Origin of the sequence: Pseudoduganella buxea (assembly GCF_009720835.1) — a bacterium.
Classification (GTDB): Bacteria; Pseudomonadota; Gammaproteobacteria; order Burkholderiales; family Burkholderiaceae_D; genus Rugamonas; species Rugamonas buxea.
In genome coordinates this window covers 49,610-75,866 of record NZ_WNKZ01000016.1, presented here as the reverse complement: position 1 = coordinate 75,866, position 26,257 = coordinate 49,610, and the positions used below count along the sequence as shown (strand labels likewise).

Below are 26,257 nucleotides of genomic sequence, written 5' to 3'. Positions count from 1 at the left end.
TTGCTCATGCTGACTCCTGGATTCCGCCGGCCATCGCCGACTCCGCCGCCAACGTGGTGCCCGTGCTGCCGCCCCAGCGCAAGGTGCGCATCGGCCTGGCCCTGGGCGGCGGCGCCGCACGCGGCTTTGCCCATATCGGCGTCATCAAGGCGCTGGAGGCCCATGGCATCCATCCGGACATCGTCGTCGGCACCAGTGCCGGCAGCGTCGTCGGCGCCCTGTACGCGGCCGGGAACAATGCGGCGGCCTTGCAGAAACTGGCCCATGACATGGACGAGGCGGCCATCTCCGACTGGGCCTTGCCCCTGTTCGGCAGCAAGTCCGGCGTGCTCAAGGGCGAGGCCCTGCAGAGCTATGTCAACAAGGTGGTGAAGAACCGCCCCATCGAGAAACTGAAGCTGCCGTTCGGCGCCGTCGCGTCGGACCTGAAGAACGGCCAGCCGATCCTCTTTACGCGCGGAAATACCGGCATGGCCGTGCGTGCCAGCTCGGCCGTGCCCGGCGTGTTCCAGCCCGTCACCATCGGCAGCCGCACCTATGTCGACGGCGGCCTGGTGGCGCCCGTGCCGGTGCGCTTCGCCAAGGAAATGGGTGCCGAATTCATTATCGCCGTGAATATCTCCACGCAAACGGATGCGCAGGCGGCCGTGTCGTCGCTGGAAGTGATCATGCAGACCTTCTCCATCATGGGCCAGCGCATCAACCAGTACGAGCTGCGCGATGCGGACATCGTCATCCAGCCGGCGCTGGGCAATATGGCCGGCAACGATTTTTCGAGCCGCTCCCGTGCCATGAGCGCGGGCGAGAAGGCCACCCTGGCCGCGATGGCGCAGATCAAGCAGAAGCTGAAGCTGCGCCGGGAGACGCCGGCCGTGGCCGCGCAATAAGTTTTAACGCTTTTTTCACCTGAACGGGAACACCATGCAATCGAAGCCGTACCTGAGCCTTCTGGATGTCAAGAAAATCGCCGCCGCCGCGGAAGCCGAAGCGCTGGCCAACAACTGGCCCGTGTCCATCGCCATCGTCGACGACGGCGGCCACCTGCTGTGGCAGCAGCGCCTGGACGGCGCCGCGCCGCTGACGGCGTATATCGCCCCGGCCAAGGCCAAGACGTCGGCACTGGGCCGCCGCGAATCGCGCATTTACGAAGAAATCATCAACAACGGCCGCACCGCCTTCCTGACGGCACCGGAAGTTGAAGGCATGCTCGAAGGCGGCGTCAATATCGTCGTCGACGGCCACACCATCGGCGCCGTCGGTGTGTCGGGCGTGAAGTCGATCGAGGACGCCCAGATCGCCAAGGCCGGCATCGCCGCGCTGGGCTGACCGGCAAGCGCATTGGATACGCTGCGCCTTTGTCCGCTGGTGGCCGACGACGCGGCCGACCTGCTGGCCTTCGAGCTGGCCAACCGGGCCTGGTTCGAACGGTGGGTGGTGCCGCGCGACCCCTCGTTCTACCACCTGGCGGCCGTGCAGGCCGCCGCTTCGGCGGCGCAGTGGGAACGGGCCGCCGGCACGTCCTACCAGTACCTGCTGCGGCGCGGCGACGCCATCGTCGGGCGCGTCAACCTGACGGGCGTGACGCGGCCCGCCTTCAACAAGGCGGCCCTCGGCTACCGCATCGGCGAAGACCAGGCAGGGCAGGGTATTGCCACCCGCGCCGTGGCGCTGGTGCTGCAGGAAGCCTTCGGTCCGCTGGGGCTGTGGCGGCTGGAGGCGAACGCGCGGCCGGAAAACGTCGCCTCCGTGCGCGTGCTGGAGCGCAACGGCTTTCGCCAGTGCGGCCGGCTCACGCGCAGCATGCAGCACGACGGCGCCTGGTTCGACCAGCTGCTGTTCGAGCGGCATGCGGACGGTTGATTCGCCAGGCGAACCCGGCTTTCGGGTGCTAAGCTGAAATGCGCCCGCGCCCGCGGGCCTTTCCTTCCCGACGGAGGTTGCCATGAAACAGACACTGGCCGGGCTTGCGCTCGGCGTCTTGCTGGCCGTCAGCAGCGCGAGCCACGCCGACACGACAGTCGGTACGGCCGAGATAAACGTCACTTATATCGAAGGCTGGTCGCCCGAAAGCTGGGACATCAGCCTGTTGTCGCACACGCCGCAAACCGTCGCCGTCTCGCTCAATACCTTGAACCGCGACCTGCAGTACTGGCCAGCCGAGGATGCCGGCGGCGCCGGCGCACAGGCCGGCAATGCCCACTGGAGCGTGGTGGAAGTGGATGTGCGCGAGGGCTACCGCGTCACCGGCGTCGCGGTGCACGCGCTGGCCTACGGGGAGCTGTCCGCCGGAGAATTACCCGATCAACCGCCCGGCAGCGCGGACAACGGAGCCCGTCTGGCATGGTTCGTGACGGCCCCCGGCCTTAGCCTGCCGTTCAGCGCCCAGTTCACCACCTTCAGCGGCTTGCAGCCCTTCGCCAACGCCACCGGACCGCTCGACCTCGGCGACACGTTCCGGGTCAGCTTCGATGCCGCCGTATGGGCCCAGGCCGTGGCCGCAACCGCCAGCGATGGCAGCACCGCCAGTTCCGCGGCATTGGCATCGATCGGCAGCGCCGTGCTGCTGGTGCAGGTAACGCCTGTGCCGGAACCGGCAAGTTGGACCATGCTGCTGGGCGGACTTGCCGGGCTTTCCGTGTGGCAACGTCGTGTGTGGGCCCGGCGCCACGGCGGAGGTTAATTCCGTTTCCTGGGATGATTGACAGGCGGAAAGGCGCGCTGCCCGGCGGATCGCGGTGCTACACTGGTCGGGATGGCTGGGCCTTTCCGGGTGCGGCCAGCAGGCGGATTCCGCCCCGCGCCGGTTGGCGCACAGCTCCCTTGGAGACAGCATGAAAGCGCGCATGAATGTGAGGATGAAGGTGAGCATCAAAGCGAGTGCGGCCGGGCTCGCGCTCGGCATGTTCTTCCTCGGTACGTCGGCCTATGCCGAACCCATCTATATCGAATCGGATGCACTGACCCTGAGCAACGGGCCGGCGTACACGGACGACCGCGTCAGTGTGCTGGCCAGCAGCGGCACGATATTGCAACTGTCGCTGACCGAAATGCTGGCGCGCAACAATAACGCCGGCTCCGCCTGGTCCGCCTACGACGACCAGGGCAACTACCAGCAGGCCGGTGCCAACTACAACACGGGCTACCAGATCGCCGTGCACTCGGGCTACCGCATCACTTCGATCGAATGGAACCTGACGTTCGCCGGCCAGTTGCAGCAGGCCACGTCACCGCTCGATCCACCGGGCCAGGCCGTGAACCGCACCTTTGAAGCCATGCAACTGACGAGCGAAGGCAATGTGGTGGGTGCCGATACACGCTTCATCGACAACCTGAACGGCACGGGGCAGCTGCAGTTCAGTGTCGCCACGCCCGTCTGGTATCCGGCCCTGGGGCTGGAACTGCAGTCGGGTGTCTGGATGGCGGCCCAGGGCATTCCGCCCAACGGCATCCTGCCCGGTCTGCCGTCGTTCGCGTCGCTGAACATGACGGACGCCGTGCTGACGATCCATACGGTAATGGTGCCGGTACCGGAACCGTCCACCTATGCCATGCTGCTGGGCGGGCTCGCTCTGGTCGGTGTGCTGGGGCGCCGTCGGCGCGGCTGACTGCTTTTTAACGCGCAGAAAAACGGAGCGGCTTGCCGCTCCGTTTGCATGATGCGCCGATTTTTACCTGGCGTTTTCGTTGACGCCGTCCTTGCGCTGCCGGCGTGCCGCCATGCCCAGCAGGCCCATGCCCGCCAGCAGCATCGCGTACGTGCCCGGTTCCGGCACGGCCACGATCTGCACCGTCATGACCATGTCGCCAAAGCCGATCTCGGACGTCGTCGGCAGGTAGTTCGTGCTGCTCGCGTCCAGATGACGGTAGCGGCCGGCCTCGGCATAGGCCGTGTTGTAGGTGGCGATATAGAAATCGAAGGCATCGCCCGACCCGAAGGTCGTCGTCAGCGAGAAGGTCCGTTCGCCGTCCAGGTTGTTCACTTCCAGCTGCTGGTAGTCGACGCTTGTCGGTCCCTGGCTGGTGCCCCACTCCAGGGTAGCCTGGTTGGTCGCCACGCCCAGGCCACAGGCATGGTCAGGGCTGCTGCACACGGCCGGCAGCGGTGCCACGCCCAAGAGGCCCGTCAAGGTGCCGCTCAAGGTGACCGAGGCCAGCCGGTAACCGGGCTTGGCATAGGCGCTCAGCCCGGTGTTCACGGCGTCCCAGTTATACCAGGGTGCGTTGCCCAGGTCGGTCGTGACGGTGCGGACAGGCTGCAGCCCGCTGATGCCGATCTGCAGGATGCCGCCATGGTCCGACAGGACGGCCATTTGCGCATTGCTCCATTGGCCCGGTTGCGACAGGGTGAAGCCCGTAGTGTCGAGGGTCTGGCCGGCGTGTGCGTTGCAGGCCAGCAGGGCGGCGGCGCCGACCAGCATGGCTGTTGTTAAGTTCGTCATTATCGTTTCCTGATTCGTGACGGGGAGCGCGCGTGCCGTGCGCCCGGTCGTGGCGGTGCGGTGGACTGCACCAAGGGGTAACAGTTGCGCCGCGGCAGGCGTGACGCGGACGCATACTACCCCGGGGCATCGCTCCGGTGTCTCTCGAATTGTCACAAATGCAAAATAATGGCGTGCTGCCGCGTGGGCGGCCAGCTGGCGGGCGCCGTTGCCTGCGTACCGGTGCGAGAATTGGCGGCGCGGGGCGGCCGCCATTGCCGGACCGACCTCTTTGCGTTATAATTCGAAGGTTTAGCCAATTCATATCTACCGTAGCGCCTACCACATCATCCCATTCTCATCTGACCCCAGCCTGGCTCCGCCCGGCTAATTTTTTATGCGGGTCGTCTGACGTGGCGCGGCTACGGTAACTTTATCAGGAGTTGCCCTTGCCGCCGTTTTTTTCTGGCCCAGCCGTTCCAGCCATCCTGGCCCTTGCCGACGGAACCATCTTCAAAGGTTTTTCGATCGGCGCCGCCGGCCACACGACGGGTGAAGTCGTGTTCAATACCTCCATGACGGGTTACCAGGAGATTCTTACCGATCCCAGCTATTCGCGCCAGATCGTTACCCTGACCTACCCGCATATCGGCAACTACGGCATCAATGCCGAAGACGTCGAGGCCAGCAAGGTGCATGCCGCCGGCCTGATCATCCGTGACCTGCCGCTGGTCGCCTCCAATTTCCGCTCCACCCAGTCGCTGGCCGACTACCTGAAGGCCGAGAACGTCGTCGCCATCGCCGGCATCGACACGCGCAAGCTGACGCGCCTGCTGCGCGAAAAAGGCGCGCAGGCCGGTGCCATCCTGACGGGTACGCAGGGCAACGAGCCGTCCGTGGCCCAGGCCGTCGAGCTGGCCCGTTCCTTCCCCGGCCTGGCCGGCATGGACCTGGCCAAGGTCGTCACGACCAAGGCCGCCTACGAGTTCAGCGAAACGGAATGGTCGCTGGGCGAAGGCTACGGCAAGGTCGAGAACCCGCGCTTCCACGTGGTGGCCTTCGACTACGGCGTCAAGCGCAATATCCTGCGCATGCTCGCTTCGCGCGGCTGCAAGGTCACCGTACTGCCGGCCCAGTCCACCGCGGCCGATGCGCTGGCCCTGAACCCGGACGGCATCTTCCTGGCCAACGGCCCGGGCGACCCGGAGCCGTGCGACTACGCCATCCGCGCCACGCGCGAACTGATGGAAAAGAAGATCCCGACCTTCGGCATCTGCCTGGGCCACCAGATCATGGCCCTCGCCTCGGGTGCCAAGACGCTGAAGATGAAGTTCGGCCACCACGGCGCCAACCACCCGGTGCAGGACCTCGATTCGAAGCAGGTCCTGATCACGTCGCAGAACCACGGCTTCGCCGTCGATGCCGCGACCTTGCCGGACAATTGCCGCGTGACGCACGTGTCGCTGTTCGACGGTTCGCTGCAGGGCTTTGCCCGCACCGACACGCCGGCGTTCTGCTTCCAGGGTCACCCGGAAGCCTCGCCCGGCCCGACCGACGTCTCGTACCTGTTTGACCGCTTCATCTCGATGATGGAAGCCGCGGAGAAGAAATAAAAATGCCAAAACGTTTAGACATCAAAAGCATCCTGATTATCGGCTCCGGCCCGATCGTGATCGGCCAGGCCTGCGAATTCGACTACTCCGGCGCCCAGGCCTGCAAGGCCCTGCGCGAAGAGGGCTACAAGGTCATCCTCGTCAACAGCAACCCGGCCACCATCATGACGGACCCGGAGATGGCCGACGTCACCTACATCGAGCCGATCACGTGGCAGGTGGTCGAGCGCATCCTGGAAAAGGAACGCCCGGACGCGATCCTGCCGACGATGGGCGGCCAGACGGCGCTGAACTGCGCGCTGGACCTGCACCGTCACGGCATCCTGGACAAGTACAAGGTCGAGCTGATCGGCGCCACGCCGGAAGCCATCGACAAGGCCGAGGACCGCTCCAAGTTCAAGGACGCGATGACGAAGATCGGCCTGGGTTCGGCCCGTTCGGGCGTGGCCCACACGCTGGAAGAATCGTGGGCCGTGCAGCGCGAGCTGGGCTTCCCGACAATCATTCGTCCGTCGTTCACGATGGGCGGCAGCGGCGGCGGCATCGCCTACAACGAGGAAGAGTTCGAGCAGATCTGCAAGCGCGGCCTGGAAGCGTCGCCGACGTCCGAACTGCTGATCGAAGAATCGCTGCTGGGCTGGAAAGAGTACGAGATGGAAGTGGTGCGCGACAAGGCGGACAACTGCATCATCATCTGCTCGATCGAGAACCTGGACCCGATGGGCGTGCACACGGGCGACTCGATCACCGTGGCGCCGGCGCAGACCCTGACGGACAAGGAATACCAGATCATGCGTAACGCCTCCCTGGCGGTGCTGCGCGAGATCGGCGTCGATACGGGCGGCTCGAACGTGCAGTTCTCGATCAATCCGAAGGACGGCCGCATGATCGTCATCGAGATGAACCCGCGCGTCTCGCGTTCGTCCGCGCTGGCCTCGAAAGCCACCGGCTTCCCGATCGCCAAGGTGGCGGCCAAGCTGGCCGTCGGCTTCACCCTGGACGAGCTGCGCAACGAAATCACGGGCGGTGCCACGCCGGCCTCGTTCGAGCCGTCGATCGACTACGTCGTCACGAAGATTCCCCGTTTCGCGTTCGAGAAATTCCCGACGGCGGACGATCACCTGACGACGCAGATGAAATCCGTCGGCGAAGTGATGGCCATGGGCCGCACCTTCCAGGAATCGTTCCAGAAGGCCTTGCGCGGCCTGGAAGTGGGCGTCGATGGCCTGAACCAGAAGACGGTCGACCGCGAGAAGCTGGAAGAAGAGCTGGGCGAGCCCGGCCCGGAACGCATCTGGTACGTGGGCGATGCCTTTGCCCAGGGCTTCACCCTGGAAGAAGTGCACAACCTGACCAAGATCGACCCGTGGTTCCTCGTGCAGATCAAGGAGATCGTCGACATCGAGCTGTGGCTGGATAAAGAGAAGCTGGAGAACCTGGACAAGAACACCCTATACCGCCTGAAGCAGAAGGGTTTCTCGGACCGTCGCCTGGCCTACCTGCTGCAGACCACCGATACCGTTGTGCGCGAAACCCGCCGCGCGATGGGCATCCGTCCCGTCTACAAGCGCGTCGACACGTGCGCGGCCGAGTTCTCGACCGACACGGCCTACATGTACTCGACGTATGACGAGGAGTGCGAGTCCAACCCGACGGACAAGAAGAAGATCATGGTGCTGGGCGGTGGCCCGAACCGCATCGGCCAGGGCATCGAGTTCGACTACTGCTGCGTCCACGCGGCGCTGGCGATGCGCGAGGACGGCTACGAGACCATCATGGTCAACTGCAATCCCGAGACCGTGTCGACCGACTACGACACCTCCGACCGCCTGTACTTCGAGTCGCTGACCCTGGAAGACGTGCTGGAAATCGTCGAGCTGGAAAAACCGGTCGGCGTCATCGTGCAGTACGGCGGCCAGACCCCGCTGAAGCTGGCGCTGGACCTGGAAAAGAACGGCGTGCCCATCGTCGGCACGTCGCCCGACATGATCGACGCTGCCGAAGACCGCGAGCGCTTCCAGAAGCTGCTGCATGACCTGAACCTGCGCCAGCCGCCGAACCGTACGGCGCGCACGGAAGAAGAGGCGCTGCGCCTGGCCCAGGAGATCGGCTACCCGCTGGTGGTGCGTCCTTCCTACGTGCTGGGCGGCCGGGCGATGGAAATCGTCCATGAGCAGCGCGACCTGGAACGCTACATGCGCGAAGCGGTCAAGGTGTCGCACGATTCGCCCGTGCTGCTGGACCGCTTCCTGAACGACGCCATCGAGTGCGACGTCGACTGCATCTCCGACGGCGAAACCACCTTCATCGGCGGCGTGATGGAACACATCGAGCAGGCCGGCGTGCACTCGGGCGACTCGGCCTGCTCGCTGCCGCCTTACTCGCTGGGCCAGGACACCATCGATGAACTGAAGCGCCAGACGGCGCTGATGGCCAAGGGTCTGAACGTGGTGGGCCTGATGAACGTGCAGTTCGCGATCCAGAAACAGGTCATCGATGGCACCGAGCAGGATGTCGTGTTCGTGCTGGAAGTGAACCCACGCGCCTCGCGCACGGTGCCGTTCGTTTCCAAGGCCACCGGCCTGCAGCTGGCCAAGATCGCGGCCCGCTGCATGGTCGGCCAGAGCCTGGCCTCGCAGGGCATCACGCAGGAAGTGGTGCCGCCTTACTTCAGCGTCAAGGAAGCCGTGTTCCCGTTCGTGAAGTTCCCCGGTGTGGACACCATCCTCGGCCCCGAGATGAAATCGACGGGTGAAGTGATGGGCGTGGGCCAGACCTTCGCGGAAGCGTTCGTCAAGGCGCAGCTGGGCGCGGGTGTCAAGCTGCCGAAGTCCGGCAAGGTGTTCCTGTCGGTGAAGGCTTCCGACAAGCCGCGCGCCGTGAAAGTGGCGCGCGACCTGGTCGATGCCGGCTTCTCGCTGGTGGCCACCAAGGGCACCGCGGCCGTCATCGCGGCGGCGGGCATTCCCGTCACGCCGGTGAACAAGGTGGTGGAAGGGCGCCCGCACGTGGTCGACATGATCAAGAACCACGAGATCGCCCTCGTCATCAACACGGTCGAAGAAAAGCGCAGCGCCATCGTCGACTCGCGGGCCATCCGCACGTCGTCGCTGCAATCGCGCGTGACGACGTTTACGACGATCGCCGGCGCCGAAGCCGCCGTTGCCGGTATCCGCCACCTGGACGAGTTGCAGGTGTACGATTTACAAGGTCTGCATAAAACACTACACTAAGCTTCTTGCGTAGTTTGCCGGACCGGTATTGGTACCGGCTGTAGCACCGACAGTAAGACCAAAAGCAGAGCCCGCGCCATTGGCCCGGGCTCTGTGCTTTTTTCAATTCACCAAGAGATGAAACATGAATTCTGTTCCACTGACCAAGTACGGCGCCGAGCTGCTGAAAGAAGAGCTGCACCAGCTGAAGACTAAGGAACGCCGCATCGTCATCGATGCGATCGCCGAAGCGCGTTCGCACGGTGACCTGTCGGAGAATGCCGAATACGACGCCGCCAAGGAGCGCCAGGCCTTCGTCGAAGGCCGCATCGCCGAACTGGAAGGCAAGCTGTCCAGCGCCCAGATCATCGACCCGGCCACCCTGGATGCGGACGGCCGTGTCGTGTTCGGCGCCACCGTCGACCTGGAGGACCTGGAATCGGGCCAGAAGGTGACGTACCAGGTGGTGGGCACGGACGAAGCGGACATCAAGGTCAACAAGGTCTCCGTGACGTCGCCCATCTCGCGCGCGCTGATCGGCAAGTCGGCCGGCGACGTCGTCGAAGTGCAGGCGCCGTCCGGCCCGCGCGAATACGAAATCCTCGAAGTGCGCTACGTCTGATGCTGGCCAAGGTTCGCCTGCTGGTGGCGGTACTGTGGGCCGGCAGCCTTTGGACGACGGGCTACCTGGTGGCGCCCACCTTGTTCGCCACCTTGTCCGACCGCGTGCTGGCCGGCACCATCGCCGGCAGCATGTTCCATTCGCAGGCCCTGCTGTCGCTGGGCTGCGCCGTGGCGATGCTGGTGCTGCTGAAGGTTGCGACGAGCGATTGGACGCCGCGGCGGCGCCGCACGGTGCTGGCGCTGGTCGCCGCCATGGCCCTGTGCACGGTGGCCAGCCACTTCGGCCTGCAGCCGATGATGGCCGAACTGAAGACCGCTGCCGGGCCGGATGGCGTCATGGCGTCCGCCGGCAAGGAGCGCTTCGGCATGTTGCACGGGGTGTCCAGCGTGATCTTCCTGGTGCAGAGCGTTCTGGCTGGGTGGCTGGTGCTGAAGCAATAGTTACCCTAAAAATGGGGACAGACCCCATTTTTGTGGCAACTAAATCATGCGCCCAACAAAAAGGCGGACACTGTCCGCCTTTTTCGACAACGGGCAGGGCCCACTTTACGTGCTTTCTCAGCTCAGGATGGTTTTCTTCGTGCTGGTCTGGCGTTTCTTGGCACGCTTGATGGTGCCGCCTTCCGTAACGCGCTCATTGCCTTTCAGCATGACCTTGCTGACGGACGGCTTCTTCGTGCCGCTGGCGCTCGGCTTGACGATGGTGACCATGCGCATGCCCTTGCCGCTCTTGCTGGCGCGTGGCTTTTCCGCTTCCTTCTTCGGGCGGTACAGGACGAACAGCTTGCCGATATGTTGCACGGGCGCCGCTTCCAGCTCGGTGCAGATGGTGTCGTACATTTCGATGCGGGCTTCGCGGTCGTCGCCGAAGACTCGTACCTTGATCAGGCCGTGCGAATCCAGGCCCAGGTCGATTTCCTTCTTGACGGCTTCGGTCAGGCCGGCTTCCCCAATGAGGACGATGGGCTTGAGCGCGTGGGCTTCGGCGCGCAGGGCACTGCGCTCAACGGGTGTCAGTTTCAACATATAAATTTCTAGTGGTTCTCTTTAAAAGCAGTATTCTACGCGAATGGCAAAGAACAAATTAAACAAAAACTGGTTGCACGACCATATTAACGACCCTTACGTGAAGGCTGCACAGAAGGATGGCTACCGCGCGCGTGCCGCGTACAAGCTCAAGGAGATCGACGAGGACGAGAAGCTGATCCGCCCCGGCATGGTCATCGTCGACCTCGGCTGCACCCCCGGCAGCTGGGGCCAGTACACCCGGCGCAAGCTGGCGGGCAAGGAGGGCGGCGGCATCGTCGGCACCATTATCGGCCTGGACATCCTGCCGATGGAACCGATCGCCGACATGCATTTCCTGCAAGGCGACTTCCGGGAGCAGGAAGTGCTGGATCGGCTGGGAGAAGTGTTGCAGGGACGCAAAGCGGACCTGGTGCTGTCGGACATGGCGCCCAACCTGTCCGGTATCGCCAGCGCCGATGCGGCGCGCATGGAGGACCTGATCGACCTGGCCCTTGAGTTTTCGCAAATGCACCTGAAACCGGGTGGGGCATTGTTGGTCAAATGTTTCAAGGACATGGGCTTTTCCCAGATCGTCGAGAAGTTCCGCCTCGATTTCAAAACCGTCACGCAGAAAAAGCCCAAGGCCAGCCGTGACAAGTCGTCGGAAATCTTCCTGCTGGGCCGTGGCCTGAAAAACCAGGCTGAAAAGTAAAGAAAGTTTGCGCAGCGGCCTTGTAATCAGGCGTGGCAGCCGCACATCGATGCGAAGAAGGTGTGTCCGGCCGCGTTCTCGATGTCCAGGCCGCTTTCATTTTGCAGGCCAAACAGCTTGCAACAGCGTCGTTGGCGCCAGATTCCGCCCCCGTTCCCGTGCTTTTTGCAGTTTCAGCATCGAAATGGCAGGTCGGATGGGCGCAGACGGCACAAAACACGGATGCATGACACAAACGGGGCGTTTCTGGCGTCCCTTTTCAGCGTCCCATTGGGCAGGTTTGTAGCACGGCCTGCCCATTGCGAGTAAAATCGGAATTCTGCTACAGGTAACAGGTGCGCGAGCATCCAAGGAGTTTTCGTGAATAACATGTTTTCCAAATCCGCCATATGGGTCGTCGTTGCCCTGCTGTTATTTATGCTGTTCAAGCAGTTCGACAGCCACAGCATTTCAGGCGGCAGCAAGACCATCGCGTACTCCGACCTGCTCGATGAGATCAAGGCGAAGCGCATCAAGGATCTCGTTATCGAGGGCAACAGCATCACGGCGACGAAGATCGACGACACGCGCGTGCGCACGACGTCGACCTACCTCGACCGCGGCCTGATCGGCGACCTGCGCGAGAACGGCGTGCGCTTCGACGTGCGTCCGCCGGAAGAGCCATCGTTCCTGCAGCAGGTATTCGTGTCCTGGTTCCCGATGCTGCTGCTGATCGGCGTGTGGATCTTCTTCATGCGACAGATGCAGGGCGGCGGCAAGGGCGGCGCGTTCTCCTTCGGCAAGTCGAAGGCGCGCATGCTGGACGAAACCAACAACACCGTCACCTTCGGCGACGTCGCCGGCTGCGACGAAGCGAAAGAGGAAGTGACGGAGATCGTCGACTTCCTGAAAGACCCGACCAAGTTCCAGAAACTGGGCGGTCGTATTCCCCGCGGCGTGCTGATGGTTGGTCCTCCCGGCACCGGTAAGACCCTGCTGGCGCGCGCCATTGCCGGCGAAGCGAAGGTGCCGTTCTTCTCGATCTCCGGTTCCGACTTCGTCGAGATGTTCGTCGGCGTGGGTGCGTCCCGCGTGCGTGACATGTTCGAGAACGCCAAGAAGCACTCGCCGTGCATTATCTTCATCGACGAGATCGACGCGGTCGGCCGTCACCGTGGCGCCGGCATGGGCGGCGGTAACGACGAACGCGAACAGACCTTGAACCAGCTGCTGGTGGAAATGGACGGCTTCGAAGCGTCTTCCGGCGTCATCGTCATTGCCGCCACCAACCGTGCCGACGTGCTGGACAAGGCGCTGCTGCGTCCAGGCCGTTTCGACCGCCAGGTCTCCGTGGGCCTGCCGGACATCCGTGGCCGCGAGCAGATCCTGAACGTGCACATGCGTAAAGTGCCGATCGGCACCGACGTCAAGGCCGACATCCTGGCCCGCGGCACGCCTGGCTTCTCCGGCGCCGACCTGGCCAACCTCGTCAACGAGGCAGCCCTGTTCGCGGCCCGCCGCGGCAAGCGCCTGGTCGACATGCAGGACTTCGAGGATGCCAAGGACAAGATCTTCATGGGCCCGGAACGCAAGTCGATGGTCATCCGCGAGGAAGAACGTCGCAACACGGCTTACCACGAGTCCGGCCACGCCGTCGTCGCCAAGCTGCTGCCGAAGGCCGATCCCGTGCACAAGGTCACGATCATGCCGCGCGGCTGGGCCCTGGGCCTGACGTGGCAGTTGCCCGAGCACGACAAGATTTCCGGCTACAAGGACAAGATGCTGGAGGAAATCTCGATCCTGTTCGGCGGCCGTATTGCCGAGGAAATCTTCGTCGGCCAGATGTCCACCGGCGCCTCGAACGACTTCTCCCGCGCCACCAAGCTGGCCCGCTCGATGGTGACGCGCTTCGGCATGTCCGATTCGCTGGGCGTGATGGTCTACGAGGATGAGCAGAACGAAGGCTTCATGGGCGGCAGCAACAAGACCATTTCCGAAGCGACGCAGCAGAAGGTCGACTCGGAAATCCGCCTGATCCTGGACACGCAGTACGCCCTGGCGCGCAAGCTGCTGGAAGAGAACCGCGACAAGGTCGAAATGATGACGAAGGCCCTGCTGGATTGGGAAACCATCGACGCGGACCAGATCAACGACATCATGGCCGGCCACGAGCCCCGTCCGCCGAAAGCCGGCGTGACCCTGCGCAAGCGCCCGAGCGACGACGGCCCGACCGCCTCGCCGAACGCCACCGCACCGGCCTGAGGTTTCAAATAGCGTTACCCAAAGGGTGAGGAGCGATCCTCGCCCTTTTTATTTGTGGCTTGTTTGTGCTTGCTTGTGGCCGCGCGCCTAGCCCACGGCTGCCGTCCCCCTTCTATTCCTTGCTCACCGCTGCACCCGTATGCCACCACTACCGTTCGGCCGCTTCAATTTCCCCCGCCAAGGTGCCCTCGTCATGGGCATCCTCAACGTCACGCCCGATTCCTTTTCCGATGGCGGCCAGTTCGCCGCCCTTGACTTCGCCCTGTCACATGCCGAGCAGATGATCCGGGATGGTGCCGACATCATCGATATCGGCGGCGAGTCGACCCGTCCCGGCGCCCCGGCCGTGTCGCTGGACGAGGAATTGCGACGCGTGCTGCCCGTACTGTTCGCGCTGCGCGACTGTGGCAAGGCCATTTCCGTCGACACCTACAAGCCCGCAGTGATGCGCGAGGCCGTGCTGGCCGGCGCCGACATGATCAACGACGTCAACGCTTTCCGTGCCCCTGGCGCCATCGAGGCCGTGCGCGACAGCGATTGTGCGCTCTGCATCATGCATATGCTTGACAAACCTGCAACAATGCAGGATAAACCTGTCTACGTCGACGTCGTGCGGGAGGTGACGGATTTTCTCCACGAACGCATTGTTGCGTTGACGTCGGCCGGCATTGATCGAAGCCGCCTGTGGGTGGATCCGGGCTTTGGCTTCGGCAAGACTGTCGAGCATAATTACGCTTTATTGCGGGACATCCGCCGGATCGCGTCGGACCTGGGTGTGCCCCTGCTGGCGGGCCTGTCGCGCAAGTCGATGATCGGCGCCGTGACCGGCAAGCCGGTCGAACAGCGTCTCGCCGGCAGCATCGGCGGGGCCCTGGCGGCGGTGGCGCATGGCGCCACCATCGTCCGGGTACATGACGTGGCTGAAACGGTCGATGCCCTCGCAGTGTGGCAAGCGGCCCAATGAAACAACGGGGAAGGCGCGGCGGGCATGGCCTGCAGGGATGCACCCCTTAACGAGTAAAGAGAGCAGAAAATGGCACGCAAATATTTCGGGACCGATGGTATCCGGGGCCTGGTCGGCGCAGCGCCGATCACGCCTGACTTCGTCATGCGCCTGGGCTATGCCGCCGGCAAAGTGCTGGCCAAAACCGCCACGCCTGGCATGGCGCGACCGACCGTCCTGATCGGCAAGGACACGCGCATCTCCGGCTATATGCTCGAAGCGGCGCTGGAAGCGGGCTTTGCCGCCGCAGGCGTGGACGTGATGCTGGCCGGCCCCATGCCCACGCCCGCGATCGCCTACCTGACGCGCGCGCTGCGCCTGTCGGCCGGCGTCGTCATCTCGGCCTCGCACAATCCCTTCCAGGACAACGGCATCAAGTTCTTCTCCGAACGGGGTACCAAGCTGCCCGATTCCGTCGAGCTCGACATCGAGGCGCAGCTGGACCAGCCGATGGACTGCGTGCCGTCGGAAAAACTGGGCCGGGCCAAGCGCCTGGAAGATGCCCAGGGCCGCTACATCGAATTTTGCAAGAGCACCTTCCCGAACGAGCTGGACCTGCGCGGCCTGAAGATCGTCGTCGACAGCGCCCACGGCGCTGCCTACAACATCGCCCCGCACGTATTCCACGAACTGGGCGCCGAGATCGTCCCGATCGGCAACAAGCCCGATGGCTTCAACATCAACGACGGCCACGGCGCCACCGCGCCGAAGGCCATGGCCGCGGCCGTGCTGGCCCATGATGCCGACCTGGGCATCGCCCTGGACGGCGACGCCGACCGCCTGATCATGTGCGACGCCAATGGCCGCCTGTACAACGGCGACGAGCTGCTGTACGTGATGGTAATGGACCGCCTGGCCACGGGCGAGGTGAAGGGCGCCGTCGGCACGCTGATGACGAATATGGCGCTGGAAGTGGCCTTCAAGGAAAAGGGCATCGGCTTCGCCCGCGCCAAGGTGGGCGACCGCTACGTGCTGGAAGTGATGCAGGAAAAGGGCTGGATCCTGGGCGGCGAGGGCAGTGGCCACCTGCTGGCACTGGACAAGCACACCACCGGCGACGGCATCGTGTCGGCCCTGCAGGTGCTGTCCGCGCTCAAGCGCAGCGGGAAGACCCTGGCCCAGATCGCCGGCGAACTGGAACTGTTCCCCCAGACCCTGATCAACGTGCGCGTACCGGCCGGCTTCGACTGGCAGAAGAACCCCGCCATGGTGGCCGAGAAGGAAGCCGTCGAGCGCGAGCTGGGCGACACCGGCCGCGTGCTGATCCGTGCCTCCGGCACCGAGCCGCTGATTCGCGTCATGGTGGAGGCCAAGGACGCCACCCGCGCCGAAAACATGGCCCGGCGCATCGCCGACAAGGTCGAAATCCCGCTGGCGGCCTGAACGCCGCCAGGGGCAGCTAGCGCGGGGGCAAACATAGATTTGACGTTTCGCACCCCGAGCGAGTATCATACGTTCATCGGAGTGTAGCGCAGCCCGGTAGCGCACCTGGTTTGGGACCAGGGGGTCCAAGGTTCGAATCCTTGTACTCCGACCACTCCTTCAGAAAGCGGGTTGTCAATGACAACCCGCTTTTGCTTATGTGAAGCAGATTTGTAGAGCGGCGCCGTGAAGCAGATTCGCACAGCTGCTTCGATCTGCTTCCGCAGTAGCCGCCTGCAGCCCCCGGCCGCAAGCGTCGCACCTCAACGCGGAGCATCCGCTCCCGATACACTGCCCATAGCTCAGTTGGATAGAGCATCAGCCTTCTAAGCTGAGGGTCGCTGGTTCGAACCCAGCTGGGCAGGCCATTACCCCATCGAACTTTGCGCTCTCGCTCCCTCTGCGAAAGTGCCTGCGACGTGGCCCGGCGTCGTGGGGCACGTTTCCGGCGCATATGGTGCCCCGTCATCACCCCCCAAACGCCAGCTTCACCCCCAACCCCACCATCACCGCCCCCGTCAACGCCTCGATCCCCAGCCACACGCGCGGCCGGGCCAGCACCGTGGCGTAGCGGCTGGCACCGAATCCCAGCGCGCTGAACCACAACAGCGAGGCCACCATCGCGCCGGCCGAGAAGGCGGGACGCTGGTCGGCAGGGTAGCGGCCGCCGATCGAGCCCAACAGGACCACCGTGTCCAGGTAGACGTGCGGATTGAGCAGCGACATGGCGACGACGGTGCCCAACGCCGCCCCTGCACTGACGGGGGCGTCGGTTGCCGGGCCGGCCAGGCCGGCGTCGGCGCCGAGACGGGCCCAGCAGCGCAGGCCGTACCACAGCAGGAAGGCGGCGCCGCCCCAGCGTGCGACTGCCATCAGCAACGGCGATGCTTCAATCAGTGCGCCGGCGCCGGCCACGCCCAGGCCGATCAGGGCGATGTCGATGACGATGCAGGCTGCCACCGTCAGCAGCACGTGCCGGCGCTGGACGCCCATGCGCAGCACGTGGGCGTTCTGCGCGCCGATTGCCATGATCAGGCTGGCGCCAAGGCCCAGGCCGCTGAGAAATACCGCCGCTGTCGTCATCGTTTCCTCCCCATTGAAAGACGCTATTGTGGATGCGCCGGAAGAATAGATGAAGCTAGGTTAATATCGATCACCTTCCATTAATTCTGCTTAATTTCCAATGCGCTTCGATCCCCGCCAGTGCGATGCCTTTCTCGCTGCCGCCGACACGGGCAGCTTCGAACAAGCCGCCGTGCAGTTGAATATCACGCCGTCGGCGACCTCCCAGCGGATTGCGGCCCTGGAGATGGAATTGGGCTACCCGCTGCTGATCCGCAGCCGTCCGTGCCGGCCCACGTCCGCTGGCCAGCGCCTGTTGCAATATTTACGCCGCAGCCGCCTGCTGGAGGCGGAGTTCCGTGCCGAACTCAGTAATGGCGAAACCGCCGCGATCAACGTTGCGATTGCCGTCAATAACGATACGCTCGCCACCTGGCTGTTGCCGGCATTGGCCGGGTTTCTCGAGCAGGAGAATATGACGGTGGAGATTCTTCTGGACGACCAGACCTTTACCTATTCGCTGTTGGAGAAAGGTTTGGCGTTGGCGGGCGTATCGAGCGAGCCGGCGCCGATGCGCGGCTGCACCGTGGTGCCGCTCGGATTCATGCGCTACCGATTGGTGGCGGAAAGGGCATTTGCGACGCGGTGGTTCGGCCAGGGTTTTCAGCGCGAGGCCGTGCTTCGGGCACCGGTCCTGTTTTTCGACCGCAAGGACAAGCTGCAATCGGATTTTATCGAACGACGGCTCGGCATATTGCCGGGGAATTATCCCGTGCATTATGTGCCGTCCAGCGATCCGTTCGTGCGCGCGATCCGGAAGGGACTCGGCTATGGCATGCTGCCGGCGCAACAATATGGCGATGCCCTGCAGTCCGGCGAACTGGTCGACTTATGTCCGGGTGATTATCTCGACGTGCCGCTGTACTGGCATGCATGGCGGGTGCAGTCGCCCAAACTGGAACGCCTGGGCCGTCGCATTGTCGCCGCCGCTCTGGAGGCGCTCGGCAATCAAGCTTGAAGGCGGCGCGATCGCGCCAGAAGCTGGCTTGACGGGGCCGGAAAAAAGCCGGCACGTTGGGGTGCCGGCTTTTAGAGGCAGTGTCGCAAACCGCGAATCAATACGTGTAGAACATCCGCTGGATATCCTTCGTGTTAGTCGTTTTCGTCAGTGCCAGCATCAGCAGGATACGCGCCTTTTGCGGGCTGAGCGTATCGGCCGCGACAAAATCGAGTTCATCGTCGTTGGCTTCGCCATTGCGTGCCAGGATGCCCTGGCCGACACGGCTGGCGCGCACAATAATCGTGCCTTTCTTGCGGGCGGCGACCAGGCCGGGTTTCACTTTCGCCGCCAGGCTGCCGTCGCCGACACCGGCGTGGATAATGCCCTTGGCGCCGGCTGCAACAAAGGCGTCCAGCGCGACGGTATTCATATTGGCATAACCGTAGACGATATCGACCTGGGGCAGGGCGGACAGGTTGGCGATATCGAATTCCGAGTCGGCCGTGTGCTTGCGCGTCGAGGCGCGATAAAAGAAGGGCTTGCCACCCTGGATATAGCCGAGCAGGCCCAATTCCGGCGTCTTGAAACTGTCGGGGGTCGATGTATTGGTCTTGGTCACATCGCGCGCTGCGTGGATCTGGTCGTTCAATGCAATCAGAACACCCTTGCCGACGGCTTCCTGGCTGCCTGCCACCAGCGCGGCGTTATACAGATTGATTGGACCGTCAGCCGACAGCGCGGTCGAGGGCCGCATGGCGCCCACCAATACTACCGGCTTGCGGCTCTTTACGACCAGGTCGAGAAAATACGCCGTTTCTTCCATCGTATCGGTGCCGTGCGTGATAACGATGCCGTCCACGTCGTTCTGCGCCAGCAAGGCATTGACCCGTTTGCCCAGGGTCAGCCAGTGCTCGTTCGTCATGCTTTCGCTGGCGATCTGGAATACCTGCTCACCCTTCACATTGGCCACCTTGGCCAGCTCCGGCACGGCCTGGATCAACTGCTGCACGCCTACCGTCGCCGCCGTATAGCCGACGGTGGTCGTGCTGGTGGCGCCGGTGCCGGCAATGGTGCCGCCCGTCGCCAGGATCGTCACGTTGGGCAGCCTGGCCGTTTGCGCGTGGGCGCCGGCAACGGCGACAAGCAGGCTGACCATCGTCAGCAGCCAGCGTCCGGTAAGTTTTTTGTGCATGGGTTCTCCGTATCGAAATGTTGTAATACCCGCATCTTATAACAGAGCCGTGCTCATGCAGAAGTGCCATCGGCGTCGGCGTGGCGGCATTTCGCCGGCGGCGCTTACAATGCAACTCCTTGCCCTGACCGGCGCCGCCGTTTGCGAAAGAACCGTCATGCCGTACCGCCCCCAGTTATCGCGCGCCAGCGCCGTGCTGACCCGTGAAGTCCCGGTGCTGGACGAACGCGGCCACGCTTCCGTGCTGACGATTCCGGCCGAGCGGCCGCTGACCTTGTACCTCGACCGCCGGGAACTGGTGACCGTGATGACCTTGGGCAGCGCGCCGGAAATGCTGGCTCTGGGTTACCTGCGCAACCAGGGGCTCGTGAAGGCGCTGGAACAGGTTGCCGCCGTACAGGTGGACTGGGACGTCAATGCCGTGGCCATCACCACCCGGGACGGCAAGGGTGGCGGGCCGGCCGCGCCGGCATCGTTCGACGGCCTGATGGACAATATCGAGCGCATCGTGCTGCCGGCAGACGCGCGCCTGCCGCAGTCGACGCTGTATCGCATCATCGACACCGTGCGCAATCAGCAATCCGTGTACCGGCAGGCCGGGTCCGTGCACGGCTGCGCGCTGTTCTCGAGCGATGGCGACCTGCTCAGCTTCGTGGAAGACGTGGGCCGCCACAACGCCGTCGATGCCATCGCCGGCCAGATGTGGCTCGACGGTGTCGACGGCGGCGACAAGGTGTTCTACACGACGGGGCGGCTGACGTCGGAAATGGTCTTCAAGGGTGCGCAGATGGGTATACCGTTCCTGCTGTCGCGGTCGGGTACGACGCAGATGGGTCATGCGGTGGCGCGCAAGCTGGGCATGACCTTGCTGTCGCGTTGCAGCGGCCGCCATTTCCTGGTGCTGGCGGGCGCGCAGCGGCTCGTCTTCGAGCCAGGCAGCGCCGTGGTCGCGCGCTGATCCAGGCGGGATCGGGGCGAAAAAAAACCCGCCGAAGCGGGTTTTTGCAAACAAAGCGGGAATTAACCCAGTTTGTTGTTCGACTTGCGGCGAGCCGTGAAGGCCAGCAGGCCCAGGCCCAGGCCCAGCATCGCGTAGGTCGATGGCTCTGGAACTGGTGCGGTGACCACGTTCAGGTTGCCAGCATACGAACCGCCGGCGGTGACCGTCGAACCAGCGACGGTGAAGCCGTAGGTGCCGCTCAGCAGGCTGTCCACTGGGAAGAACTCGATGCCGCCGTTCGAGGAGAAATCGGTGTCCAGGTTGGTGCGGACGCCGTTCACTTCCGAGAAGAACGTGATGTTCGAGATCGAATAGTTGGCGCTGCGGGCACCGTTGATGAAGGTTTTGCCGACAACGGCGGTGCCGCTCAGCCAAGCCTGGGTGTTCGTGTCAACAGCGAACAGGAACGTGTCTTCGAACGAACCAGCCGTAGCGTGGGTCATGCCGAAGATGGCGTTGCCAGCTGCGTCGAAAGTCAGCGTTTCATCGGCAGCGGCAGCGCCGCTGGCCAGCAGGCCGGCGGACAGCAGGAGGGAACCGGCTACTTTGCTGAAGAGTGCTTTTTTCATGTATTTACCTTCAAGGTTGTTAGTGGTGGGGGTGAAACATTGTTCGATTTCTTAAAGAAATCATAACACAGCTATGCTTCTGTTCGCTTACTGTTACAATTTCTTCTAGATATAGTGTCAATATAATGTTGCAGTGCGATGACATGCGGCCCGACGACCCGTCACCGGTGCTGGCACCGTGGTTTGCAACATACTCAACCATATATGGGCCGGAGCGCGTGAATGTTGCTGCATTGCGGAAATATTACGCCCATGTTGATAGTCACCGGCAGGGCGCTCGAATCAGGCGCCGGGACAGCCAGGCGCAAAAAGAAACCCGCCGAAGCGGGTCGATGGAGCGGCCAGGCGCTCAGCCGAGTTTGTTGTTGGTCTTGCCCCGGGCGGAGAAGGCCAAAAGGCCGATACCGATGCCCAGCATGGCATACGTAGCAGGCTCCGGAATGGGGGCGGCCACGACGTTCAGGGTGCCGGCATACGAGCCGCCCGACGCGTTATTGAGCGTGCTGCCCGTCACGGTGAAGCCATAGTTACCGGCCAACAGGGAATCGACAGGATAGAACTCGATTGCGTTACCGTTCGTGAACGCCGTGTCCAGGTTGGTCCGCACACCGTCCACTTCGGAGAAGAAGGTGATGTCGGTAATGCCATAGTTGGCCAGGCGTGCGCCGTCGATCCAGGTCTTGCCCGTGACGGCGGTACCACTCAGCCACGCCTGCGTGGCAGGATCGATCGAGAACAGGTAAGTGTCGACGAAATCACCCGCCGTATCGTGGGTCAGGCCGAAGACGGCATTGCCCGCCGAGTCGAAGGTGATGGTTTCGTCTGCGAGTGCCGCGCCACTGGCGAGTACACCCGCGGACAACAGGAGGGAGCTGGCTACCTTGCTAAAGAACGCTTTCTTCATTTGTATTACCCCTTGATTCGTTTGTTGTGACGAAGTAGTAGCTTGACGTCAGCAATCCTCGCGCCGTCATCGCACCCGGCATGACATTGCCTGATGAGAATATCAGTTTGAAAAACTGCTAACATTGTCAATATAACTTTGGCGTATAGGTGCTTCCTTCACCAATGAAATGTGTCATCGGCTCGCTCGCCCGGTGCTTCTTGGCCCCCGAGGGAAATGAAGTTGTCGACATAAGTCAAGCGAAATATTTTTTAGTTTGTAGGTGAAAACACCACACTTTATGCATGAGCTCATGCTCATCAGCGGCAGGCGCGCCAGCGTTGCCACCCCTTACAATGCCCAGCCATGGACATCAATTCCGACGACCTGAACACGTTTGTCACGGTAATCGACAGCGGATCGCTCAGCGCCGCCGCCATCCACCTGGGCCAGACCACGTCCGGCGTCAGCCGCGCGCTGTCGCGTCTGGAGGAAAAGCTGCAGACCTCGCTCCTGACGCGCACGACGCGCCGCATGGAGCTGACCGAGGAAGGCCAGCTCTTCCTGGACAAGGCGCGGCGCATCCTGGCCTCGATCGAAGAGGTGGAGGAATGCATCCGCATCCGTCGGCAGCAGCCGGCCGGGCGCCTGTGCGTGGATGCCGCCTCGCCATTCATGCTCCACTGCGTCGTGCCGCACGTGGCCGAGTTTCGGACCATGTACCCGGAAATCCGGCTGGAGCTGACCAGCAACGACCGCATCGCCGACCTGATCGAACACCGCACCGACATCGCCATCCGTATCGGCACCTTGAACGACTCCACCCTGCACGCCCGCGCGTTGTCCTCGAGTCCGTTGCACGTGCTGGCCAGTCCGGACTACCTGGCAAGGCGCGGCAGCCCCGAAGTGCCGGCGGACCTGGCGCGCCACGACCTGCTTGGTTTCGCCCAATATGAGCAGGGCAACCTGTGGCCGCTGCGTCACACCGACGGCGATCACCTGCCAATCGCGCCGGCACTGGCCGCATCGAGCGGCGAGACCTTGCGCCAGCTGGCGTTGGCCGGGCAGGGCATCGTCTGCCTGGCCGACTTCATGACGCATGCCGATATCGCCGCCGGCACGCTGGTACCGTTGCTGGCCGGCTTCAATACGGGTTTTCGCCAGCAGATTCACGCCGTCTACTACCGCAACACGCAACTGGCCCAGCGTATCCGCTGCTTCCTCGAATTCCTGCAGCGCAAACTGTAACAACCCGCTGTCACCGCCCGTAGGCCTTATCCCACATCTGCTTGAGACGAAGCGCCAGCGTCTATGTACGCTGCCGCACGGTGGTGGCGTCGCTGCGCCCATATGATGGCGTTGCGTGATTGATGCGCGATGCCGCGAACACAATAAGTAAGCAAGCATCGCCGCTCGTCCGCAGGCAAGCCGGTCGCCTCGAGTGCCGGCACCAGAATTGAAGCCAGATAGCGCCACGTCACTTCGTGTGTCGACCAGGTCCCGCCCCGGCGGCGAACCTGGGGCGGCTTGGATGATGGCTTTTGTGAGAATGCACAGGGAGGTCATCATGACGACGCCGCAAACGCTGAACCCTTCGAAGGAGGCGGTACGCGCCTATCTGGAACGCAGGACGCAGGACATGCAGCCACCACCGACGCCGGAGGAAATCCGCCGGCAGCTCGGTTGGGGACTTGTCATGTTCGACGCGAGGCAGCAGGGCAGAACTTAAACCAGAAGGAGAACAATATGACGAATCGTATCGGCAACAAGGACATCGCGCAGCACCGTGGTCAGGAAGAAAAAAAGCGCATGCGCGCTTCCAACCTGGCCCTCGAAGCGGAAAAGAAGGCCATCGCCAAGGCCAAGTACCGCAATGACGTGAAGGGCCAGTCGGCCCGCGCCGCCCAGGCCTGACCGGCCCGCCGCACCGCTGAAAACCCATCCCGTCCGCGGGGTGGGTTTTTTTTTCGTCCCGGTCCGCCTGATCCTTCGTCATTCGCCGCCTGCGGCGATGCACCGCCGTCGTTCGCCGCCGCCGATCCGCCGTTGGCCGAAAAGCTGTCGCGCACCGCGCCATGCCGGCGTATCGTGCAGTCATCCAAACGAGGAGGAAGCGATGGACTGTAAATCACCACACGATGCGCATCGCCTGCGTGTCCAGATCCTGTGGGGCCTGACCCTGATCGCACTGGGCATCGCCTACCTGGCGCAGCGCGACGACCCCGCCGCGGTGTCCAGGCTTTGGCAGCACTGGCCCTGGGTCATGGTCGCCTTCGGCATCAACAACCTGCTGCCGCCCACCACCGCCAGGCGCTTCGTCGACGGCCTGTCGCAGGTGCTGTTCGGCGTCTGGTTCTACATCACCTTTCAAGGCTGGTGGGGACTGAGCTTCCGTAACAGCTGGCCTTTGCTTATCATCGTGGCGGGCGTGTGCATGGTGCTGCAACCGTTGGCTGCGCGTTATTTCCCGGACCGCAAGGAGGAACAGGCATGAAAACCAAGTGCAATGGCAGGCATGCCGGCGGCCAGATCGTCATCGGCATCGCCGTCATCATCATCGGCTTCCTGTTCCTGTTCGATAACCTGGGCTGGCTGGACCTGGACATGGGCGTACGCCTGTGGCCGATCCTGCTGATTTTCGCCGGCGTGCTGCGCATGCAGCAGGCGCATTCCCGGCGCGGCACCGTCGCCGGTGGCGTGCTGACCCTGGTCGGCGTGGTGCTGCTGCTGCGCAGCCTGGGCATTCTCGACATCGGCTGGAACGTGCTGGCGCCGATGCTGATGATCGGTGCCGGCGGCGTGCTGGTGCTGCGCTCGGCCATGGCACGGTCGCGGCAGGTGCCGGCCGACGGCGGCTTCGACAAGCTGGCCAAGGCGCCCGTGGCCGGAACGGATGGCGCCATGCCGGCCGAGGACACCATCAATGCCGCCGCCATCCTGGGTGCCTACAAGCGCCGCATGACGACGCAGCAGTTCAAGGGCGGCGAGATCACGGCCATCATGGGCGGCTGCGATCTGGACCTGCGCGATGCCTCGTTCGAGGGTGCCGCCGTGCTTCACGTATTCGCCCTGATGGGCGGCATCAACCTGAAGGTGCCCGCCGACTGGAGCGTCGAGATCGAGGGCGTGCCCCTGGTGGGCGGCTTCGAGGATTCGTCCCGTCACCCGCGCGACACGGGCAAGCGCCTGCTGGTACGCGGCTATGTGATCATGGGCGGACTGGACATCCGTAACTGATGCAGTCGCCGTTGTCCAACCGGCGCGGCGCGCTGCTGTATTTGCTGGCGTGGCTGTTCCTCGGCACCGCCCTCGGCGGGGTGTGCGCGGCGCTGTCGCCGGCGCCGCTGCCGGCGGCCTTGCTGTTGACGATACCTGCCACCCTGGTCTACGGCGTGGCGGCCGGCTTTTCCGCCCATTACCTGTGCCGCGCCAATCCCATCGGTGCGCGTGCCCCGGCGCTCCTGGTGCTGATGCTGGCGGCGGCAGCCGTATTGGCCGGCTTCATGTGGCTGGCCGTGCTGCAGGGCTGGAACGAGTTGTGCCGGGGCTTCGGCCTCGGGCTGGACCTCACCCCCGAACTGGTGGCACTGCTGTTTGCGCTGGGCGTGCTGCTGTACGGCCTGCTGGCGGCGGTCAGCTACCTGGCCACGGAACTGGGGCGGGTGCGCACGGCGCAGCGGCGCGAACTGGAATCGCAGCTGGTGGCGCAGGAAGCGGAACTGCGCATGCTGCGCATGCAGATCGACCCGCACTTCCTGTTCAACAGCCTGAACTCCATCAGCGCGCTGACCTCGCAGGACCCCCGTGCCGCGCGCGACATGACCCTGCAGCTGGCCAGCTTCTGCCGCCACAGCCTGGCCCTGGCGGCACGCCCGAAAGTCACGCTGGAGCAGGAGATGACGCTGATCCGCCATTTCATCGCCATCGAGAAGGTGCGCTACGGCGAGCGGCTGGTGGCCGAGGAAGCGCTGGAGAAGGGCGCGCTGGCCTGCCTGGTGCCGCCGATGATCATCCAGCCGCTGGTCGAGAACGCCGTCAAGCACGGCATCGGGCAGTTGCCGGAAGGGGGCCTGCTGCTGGTGGCGGCGTGGCGCGACGGCGCGCGCCTGCGCATCACCGTCAGCAATGCGGTCGATCCGGCGCTCCCCGCCGGACCGGGCGGCGGCATCGGCCTGGCCAACGTGCGCCAGCGCCTGGCCTGCGCCTACCCGAACGAGGCATCGATCGCGCGGCTGCGCGAGGACGACCGGTATGTCGTCGACATCGTGCTGCCGGCACAGACGGAACAGGACTGAACG

The 26,257-nt window shown here is 63.7% G+C and carries 27 protein-coding genes and 2 tRNA genes; 23 read left to right on the top strand and 6 right to left on the bottom strand.

Annotation, left to right across the window (positions count from 1 at the left end):
• The first annotated feature begins 20 nt into the window (after positions 1-20).
• The 5 genes from GM672_RS08390 (at position 21) to GM672_RS29155 (ending at position 3,605) form a co-directional block, all read left to right on the top strand.
• Positions 21-887, top strand: a complete 867-nt coding sequence (locus tag GM672_RS08390; RefSeq protein ID WP_371867044.1) for a patatin-like phospholipase family protein — start codon at positions 21-23, stop codon at positions 885-887.
• A 34-nt stretch (positions 888-921) separates the two neighbouring features.
• Entirely contained in the window at positions 922-1,326 is a 405-nt protein-coding gene (locus tag GM672_RS08385) for a GlcG/HbpS family heme-binding protein (RefSeq protein WP_155470070.1), read from the top strand.
• Between the two features lie 12 nt (positions 1,327-1,338).
• A complete protein-coding gene (locus tag GM672_RS08380) occupies positions 1,339-1,860 on the top strand; it encodes a GNAT family N-acetyltransferase (RefSeq protein ID WP_155470069.1) in 522 nt (173 codons plus the stop codon).
• Between the two features lie 82 nt (positions 1,861-1,942).
• Positions 1,943-2,680 carry a PEP-CTERM sorting domain-containing protein gene (locus tag GM672_RS08375; protein ID WP_155470068.1) on the top strand — a complete coding sequence of 246 codons (738 nt, stop codon included), beginning with the start codon at positions 1,943-1,945 and terminating at the stop codon, positions 2,678-2,680.
• Positions 2,681-2,831: 151 nt separating this feature from the next.
• Complete coding sequence (locus GM672_RS29155; RefSeq protein WP_229417624.1) at positions 2,832-3,605, top strand: PEP-CTERM sorting domain-containing protein; 774 nt, start codon at positions 2,832-2,834, stop codon at positions 3,603-3,605.
• 63 nt (positions 3,606-3,668) lie between these two features.
• On the opposite strand, the gene GM672_RS28895 is transcribed toward GM672_RS29155, so the two are convergent.
• The gene (locus tag GM672_RS28895; protein ID WP_229417623.1) at positions 3,669-4,439 is read right to left on the bottom strand and encodes a PEP-CTERM sorting domain-containing protein; all 771 of its coding nucleotides are present in this window, start codon (positions 4,437-4,439) and stop codon (positions 3,669-3,671) included.
• A gap of 428 nt (positions 4,440-4,867) precedes the next feature.
• On the opposite strand from GM672_RS28895, the gene carA reads away from it, so the two are divergent.
• From carA to GM672_RS08345, 4 genes are all read left to right on the top strand, one after another.
• Positions 4,868-6,031, top strand: coding sequence for a glutamine-hydrolyzing carbamoyl-phosphate synthase small subunit (carA, locus tag GM672_RS08360; RefSeq protein WP_155470067.1), 1,164 nt, complete (start codon positions 4,868-4,870; stop codon positions 6,029-6,031).
• Between the two features lie 2 nt (positions 6,032-6,033).
• Positions 6,034-9,264, top strand: a complete 3,231-nt coding sequence (gene carB, locus GM672_RS08355) for a carbamoyl-phosphate synthase large subunit (protein WP_155470066.1) — start codon at positions 6,034-6,036, stop codon at positions 9,262-9,264.
• A 124-nt stretch (positions 9,265-9,388) separates the two neighbouring features.
• On the top strand, positions 9,389-9,865 hold the full coding sequence (gene greA, locus GM672_RS08350; protein ID WP_155470065.1) for a transcription elongation factor GreA: 477 nt from the start codon (positions 9,389-9,391) through the stop codon (positions 9,863-9,865).
• Complete coding sequence (locus GM672_RS08345) at positions 9,862-10,308, top strand: DUF4149 domain-containing protein (protein WP_155470064.1); 447 nt, start codon at positions 9,862-9,864, stop codon at positions 10,306-10,308. The genes greA and GM672_RS08345 overlap by 4 nt, the downstream gene beginning before the upstream one ends.
• A gap of 117 nt (positions 10,309-10,425) precedes the next feature.
• On the opposite strand, the gene GM672_RS08340 is transcribed toward GM672_RS08345, so the two are convergent.
• On the bottom strand, positions 10,426-10,893 hold the full coding sequence (locus GM672_RS08340) for a YhbY family RNA-binding protein (protein WP_155470063.1): 468 nt from the start codon (positions 10,891-10,893) through the stop codon (positions 10,426-10,428).
• A 43-nt stretch (positions 10,894-10,936) separates the two neighbouring features.
• On the opposite strand from GM672_RS08340, the gene GM672_RS08335 reads away from it, so the two are divergent.
• From GM672_RS08335 to GM672_RS08310, 6 genes are all read left to right on the top strand, one after another.
• Positions 10,937-11,587, top strand: a complete 651-nt coding sequence (locus GM672_RS08335; protein ID WP_155470062.1) for an RlmE family RNA methyltransferase — start codon at positions 10,937-10,939, stop codon at positions 11,585-11,587.
• 360 nt (positions 11,588-11,947) lie between these two features.
• The gene (gene ftsH, locus GM672_RS08330) at positions 11,948-13,828 is read left to right on the top strand and encodes an ATP-dependent zinc metalloprotease FtsH (RefSeq protein WP_170299983.1); all 1,881 of its coding nucleotides are present in this window, start codon (positions 11,948-11,950) and stop codon (positions 13,826-13,828) included.
• A 193-nt stretch (positions 13,829-14,021) separates the two neighbouring features.
• Positions 14,022-14,792, top strand: coding sequence for a dihydropteroate synthase (gene folP / locus GM672_RS08325; RefSeq protein WP_155470060.1), 771 nt, complete (start codon positions 14,022-14,024; stop codon positions 14,790-14,792).
• A gap of 69 nt (positions 14,793-14,861) precedes the next feature.
• The gene (gene glmM, locus GM672_RS08320; RefSeq protein ID WP_155470059.1) at positions 14,862-16,214 is read left to right on the top strand and encodes a phosphoglucosamine mutase; all 1,353 of its coding nucleotides are present in this window, start codon (positions 14,862-14,864) and stop codon (positions 16,212-16,214) included.
• Positions 16,215-16,291: 77 nt separating this feature from the next.
• Positions 16,292-16,368 (top strand) — tRNA-Pro (locus GM672_RS08315).
• 176 nt (positions 16,369-16,544) lie between these two features.
• Positions 16,545-16,621: transfer RNA gene (locus GM672_RS08310), tRNA-Arg, on the top strand.
• Between the two features lie 100 nt (positions 16,622-16,721).
• Here the strand turns inward: GM672_RS08310 and GM672_RS08305 are convergent.
• Positions 16,722-17,336, bottom strand: coding sequence for a LysE/ArgO family amino acid transporter (locus tag GM672_RS08305; RefSeq protein WP_229417621.1), 615 nt, complete (start codon positions 17,334-17,336; stop codon positions 16,722-16,724).
• A 100-nt stretch (positions 17,337-17,436) separates the two neighbouring features.
• Between GM672_RS08305 and GM672_RS08300 the strand changes: the two genes are divergently transcribed.
• The gene (locus GM672_RS08300; protein WP_155470058.1) at positions 17,437-18,333 is read left to right on the top strand and encodes a LysR family transcriptional regulator ArgP; all 897 of its coding nucleotides are present in this window, start codon (positions 17,437-17,439) and stop codon (positions 18,331-18,333) included.
• Positions 18,334-18,430: 97 nt separating this feature from the next.
• Here the strand turns inward: GM672_RS08300 and GM672_RS08295 are convergent, their stop codons facing one another.
• A complete protein-coding gene (locus GM672_RS08295) occupies positions 18,431-19,507 on the bottom strand; it encodes a type II asparaginase (protein WP_155470057.1) in 1,077 nt (358 codons plus the stop codon).
• 157 nt (positions 19,508-19,664) lie between these two features.
• On the opposite strand from GM672_RS08295, the gene GM672_RS08290 reads away from it, so the two are divergent.
• Positions 19,665-20,465, top strand: a complete 801-nt coding sequence (locus GM672_RS08290; protein WP_155470071.1) for a formate dehydrogenase accessory sulfurtransferase FdhD — start codon at positions 19,665-19,667, stop codon at positions 20,463-20,465.
• 62 nt (positions 20,466-20,527) lie between these two features.
• On the opposite strand, the gene GM672_RS08285 is transcribed toward GM672_RS08290, so the two are convergent.
• Positions 20,528-21,076, bottom strand: a complete 549-nt coding sequence (locus GM672_RS08285) for an FxDxF family PEP-CTERM protein (protein ID WP_155470056.1) — start codon at positions 21,074-21,076, stop codon at positions 20,528-20,530.
• A 349-nt stretch (positions 21,077-21,425) separates the two neighbouring features.
• Entirely contained in the window at positions 21,426-21,980 is a 555-nt protein-coding gene (locus GM672_RS08280; protein ID WP_155470055.1) for an FxDxF family PEP-CTERM protein, read from the bottom strand.
• A 345-nt stretch (positions 21,981-22,325) separates the two neighbouring features.
• Between GM672_RS08280 and GM672_RS08275 the strand changes: the two genes are divergently transcribed.
• From GM672_RS08275 to GM672_RS08260, 6 genes are all read left to right on the top strand, one after another.
• Positions 22,326-23,207 carry a LysR family transcriptional regulator gene (locus GM672_RS08275; RefSeq protein ID WP_155470054.1) on the top strand — a complete coding sequence of 294 codons (882 nt, stop codon included), beginning with the start codon at positions 22,326-22,328 and terminating at the stop codon, positions 23,205-23,207.
• A gap of 319 nt (positions 23,208-23,526) precedes the next feature.
• Entirely contained in the window at positions 23,527-23,688 is a 162-nt protein-coding gene (locus GM672_RS28290) for a hypothetical protein (RefSeq protein WP_170299982.1), read from the top strand.
• Between the two features lie 17 nt (positions 23,689-23,705).
• Positions 23,706-23,873 carry a hypothetical protein gene (locus tag GM672_RS28285; protein WP_170299981.1) on the top strand — a complete coding sequence of 56 codons (168 nt, stop codon included), beginning with the start codon at positions 23,706-23,708 and terminating at the stop codon, positions 23,871-23,873.
• 202 nt (positions 23,874-24,075) lie between these two features.
• The gene (locus GM672_RS08270; RefSeq protein ID WP_155470053.1) at positions 24,076-24,453 is read left to right on the top strand and encodes a LiaF transmembrane domain-containing protein; all 378 of its coding nucleotides are present in this window, start codon (positions 24,076-24,078) and stop codon (positions 24,451-24,453) included.
• Complete coding sequence (locus GM672_RS08265) at positions 24,450-25,196, top strand: LiaF transmembrane domain-containing protein (RefSeq protein WP_155470052.1); 747 nt, start codon at positions 24,450-24,452, stop codon at positions 25,194-25,196. The genes GM672_RS08270 and GM672_RS08265 overlap by 4 nt, the downstream gene beginning before the upstream one ends.
• A complete protein-coding gene (locus tag GM672_RS08260; RefSeq protein WP_155470051.1) occupies positions 25,196-26,254 on the top strand; it encodes a sensor histidine kinase in 1,059 nt (352 codons plus the stop codon). The genes GM672_RS08265 and GM672_RS08260 overlap by 1 nt, the downstream gene beginning before the upstream one ends.
• The last annotated feature ends 3 nt before the right edge of the window (positions 26,255-26,257 follow it).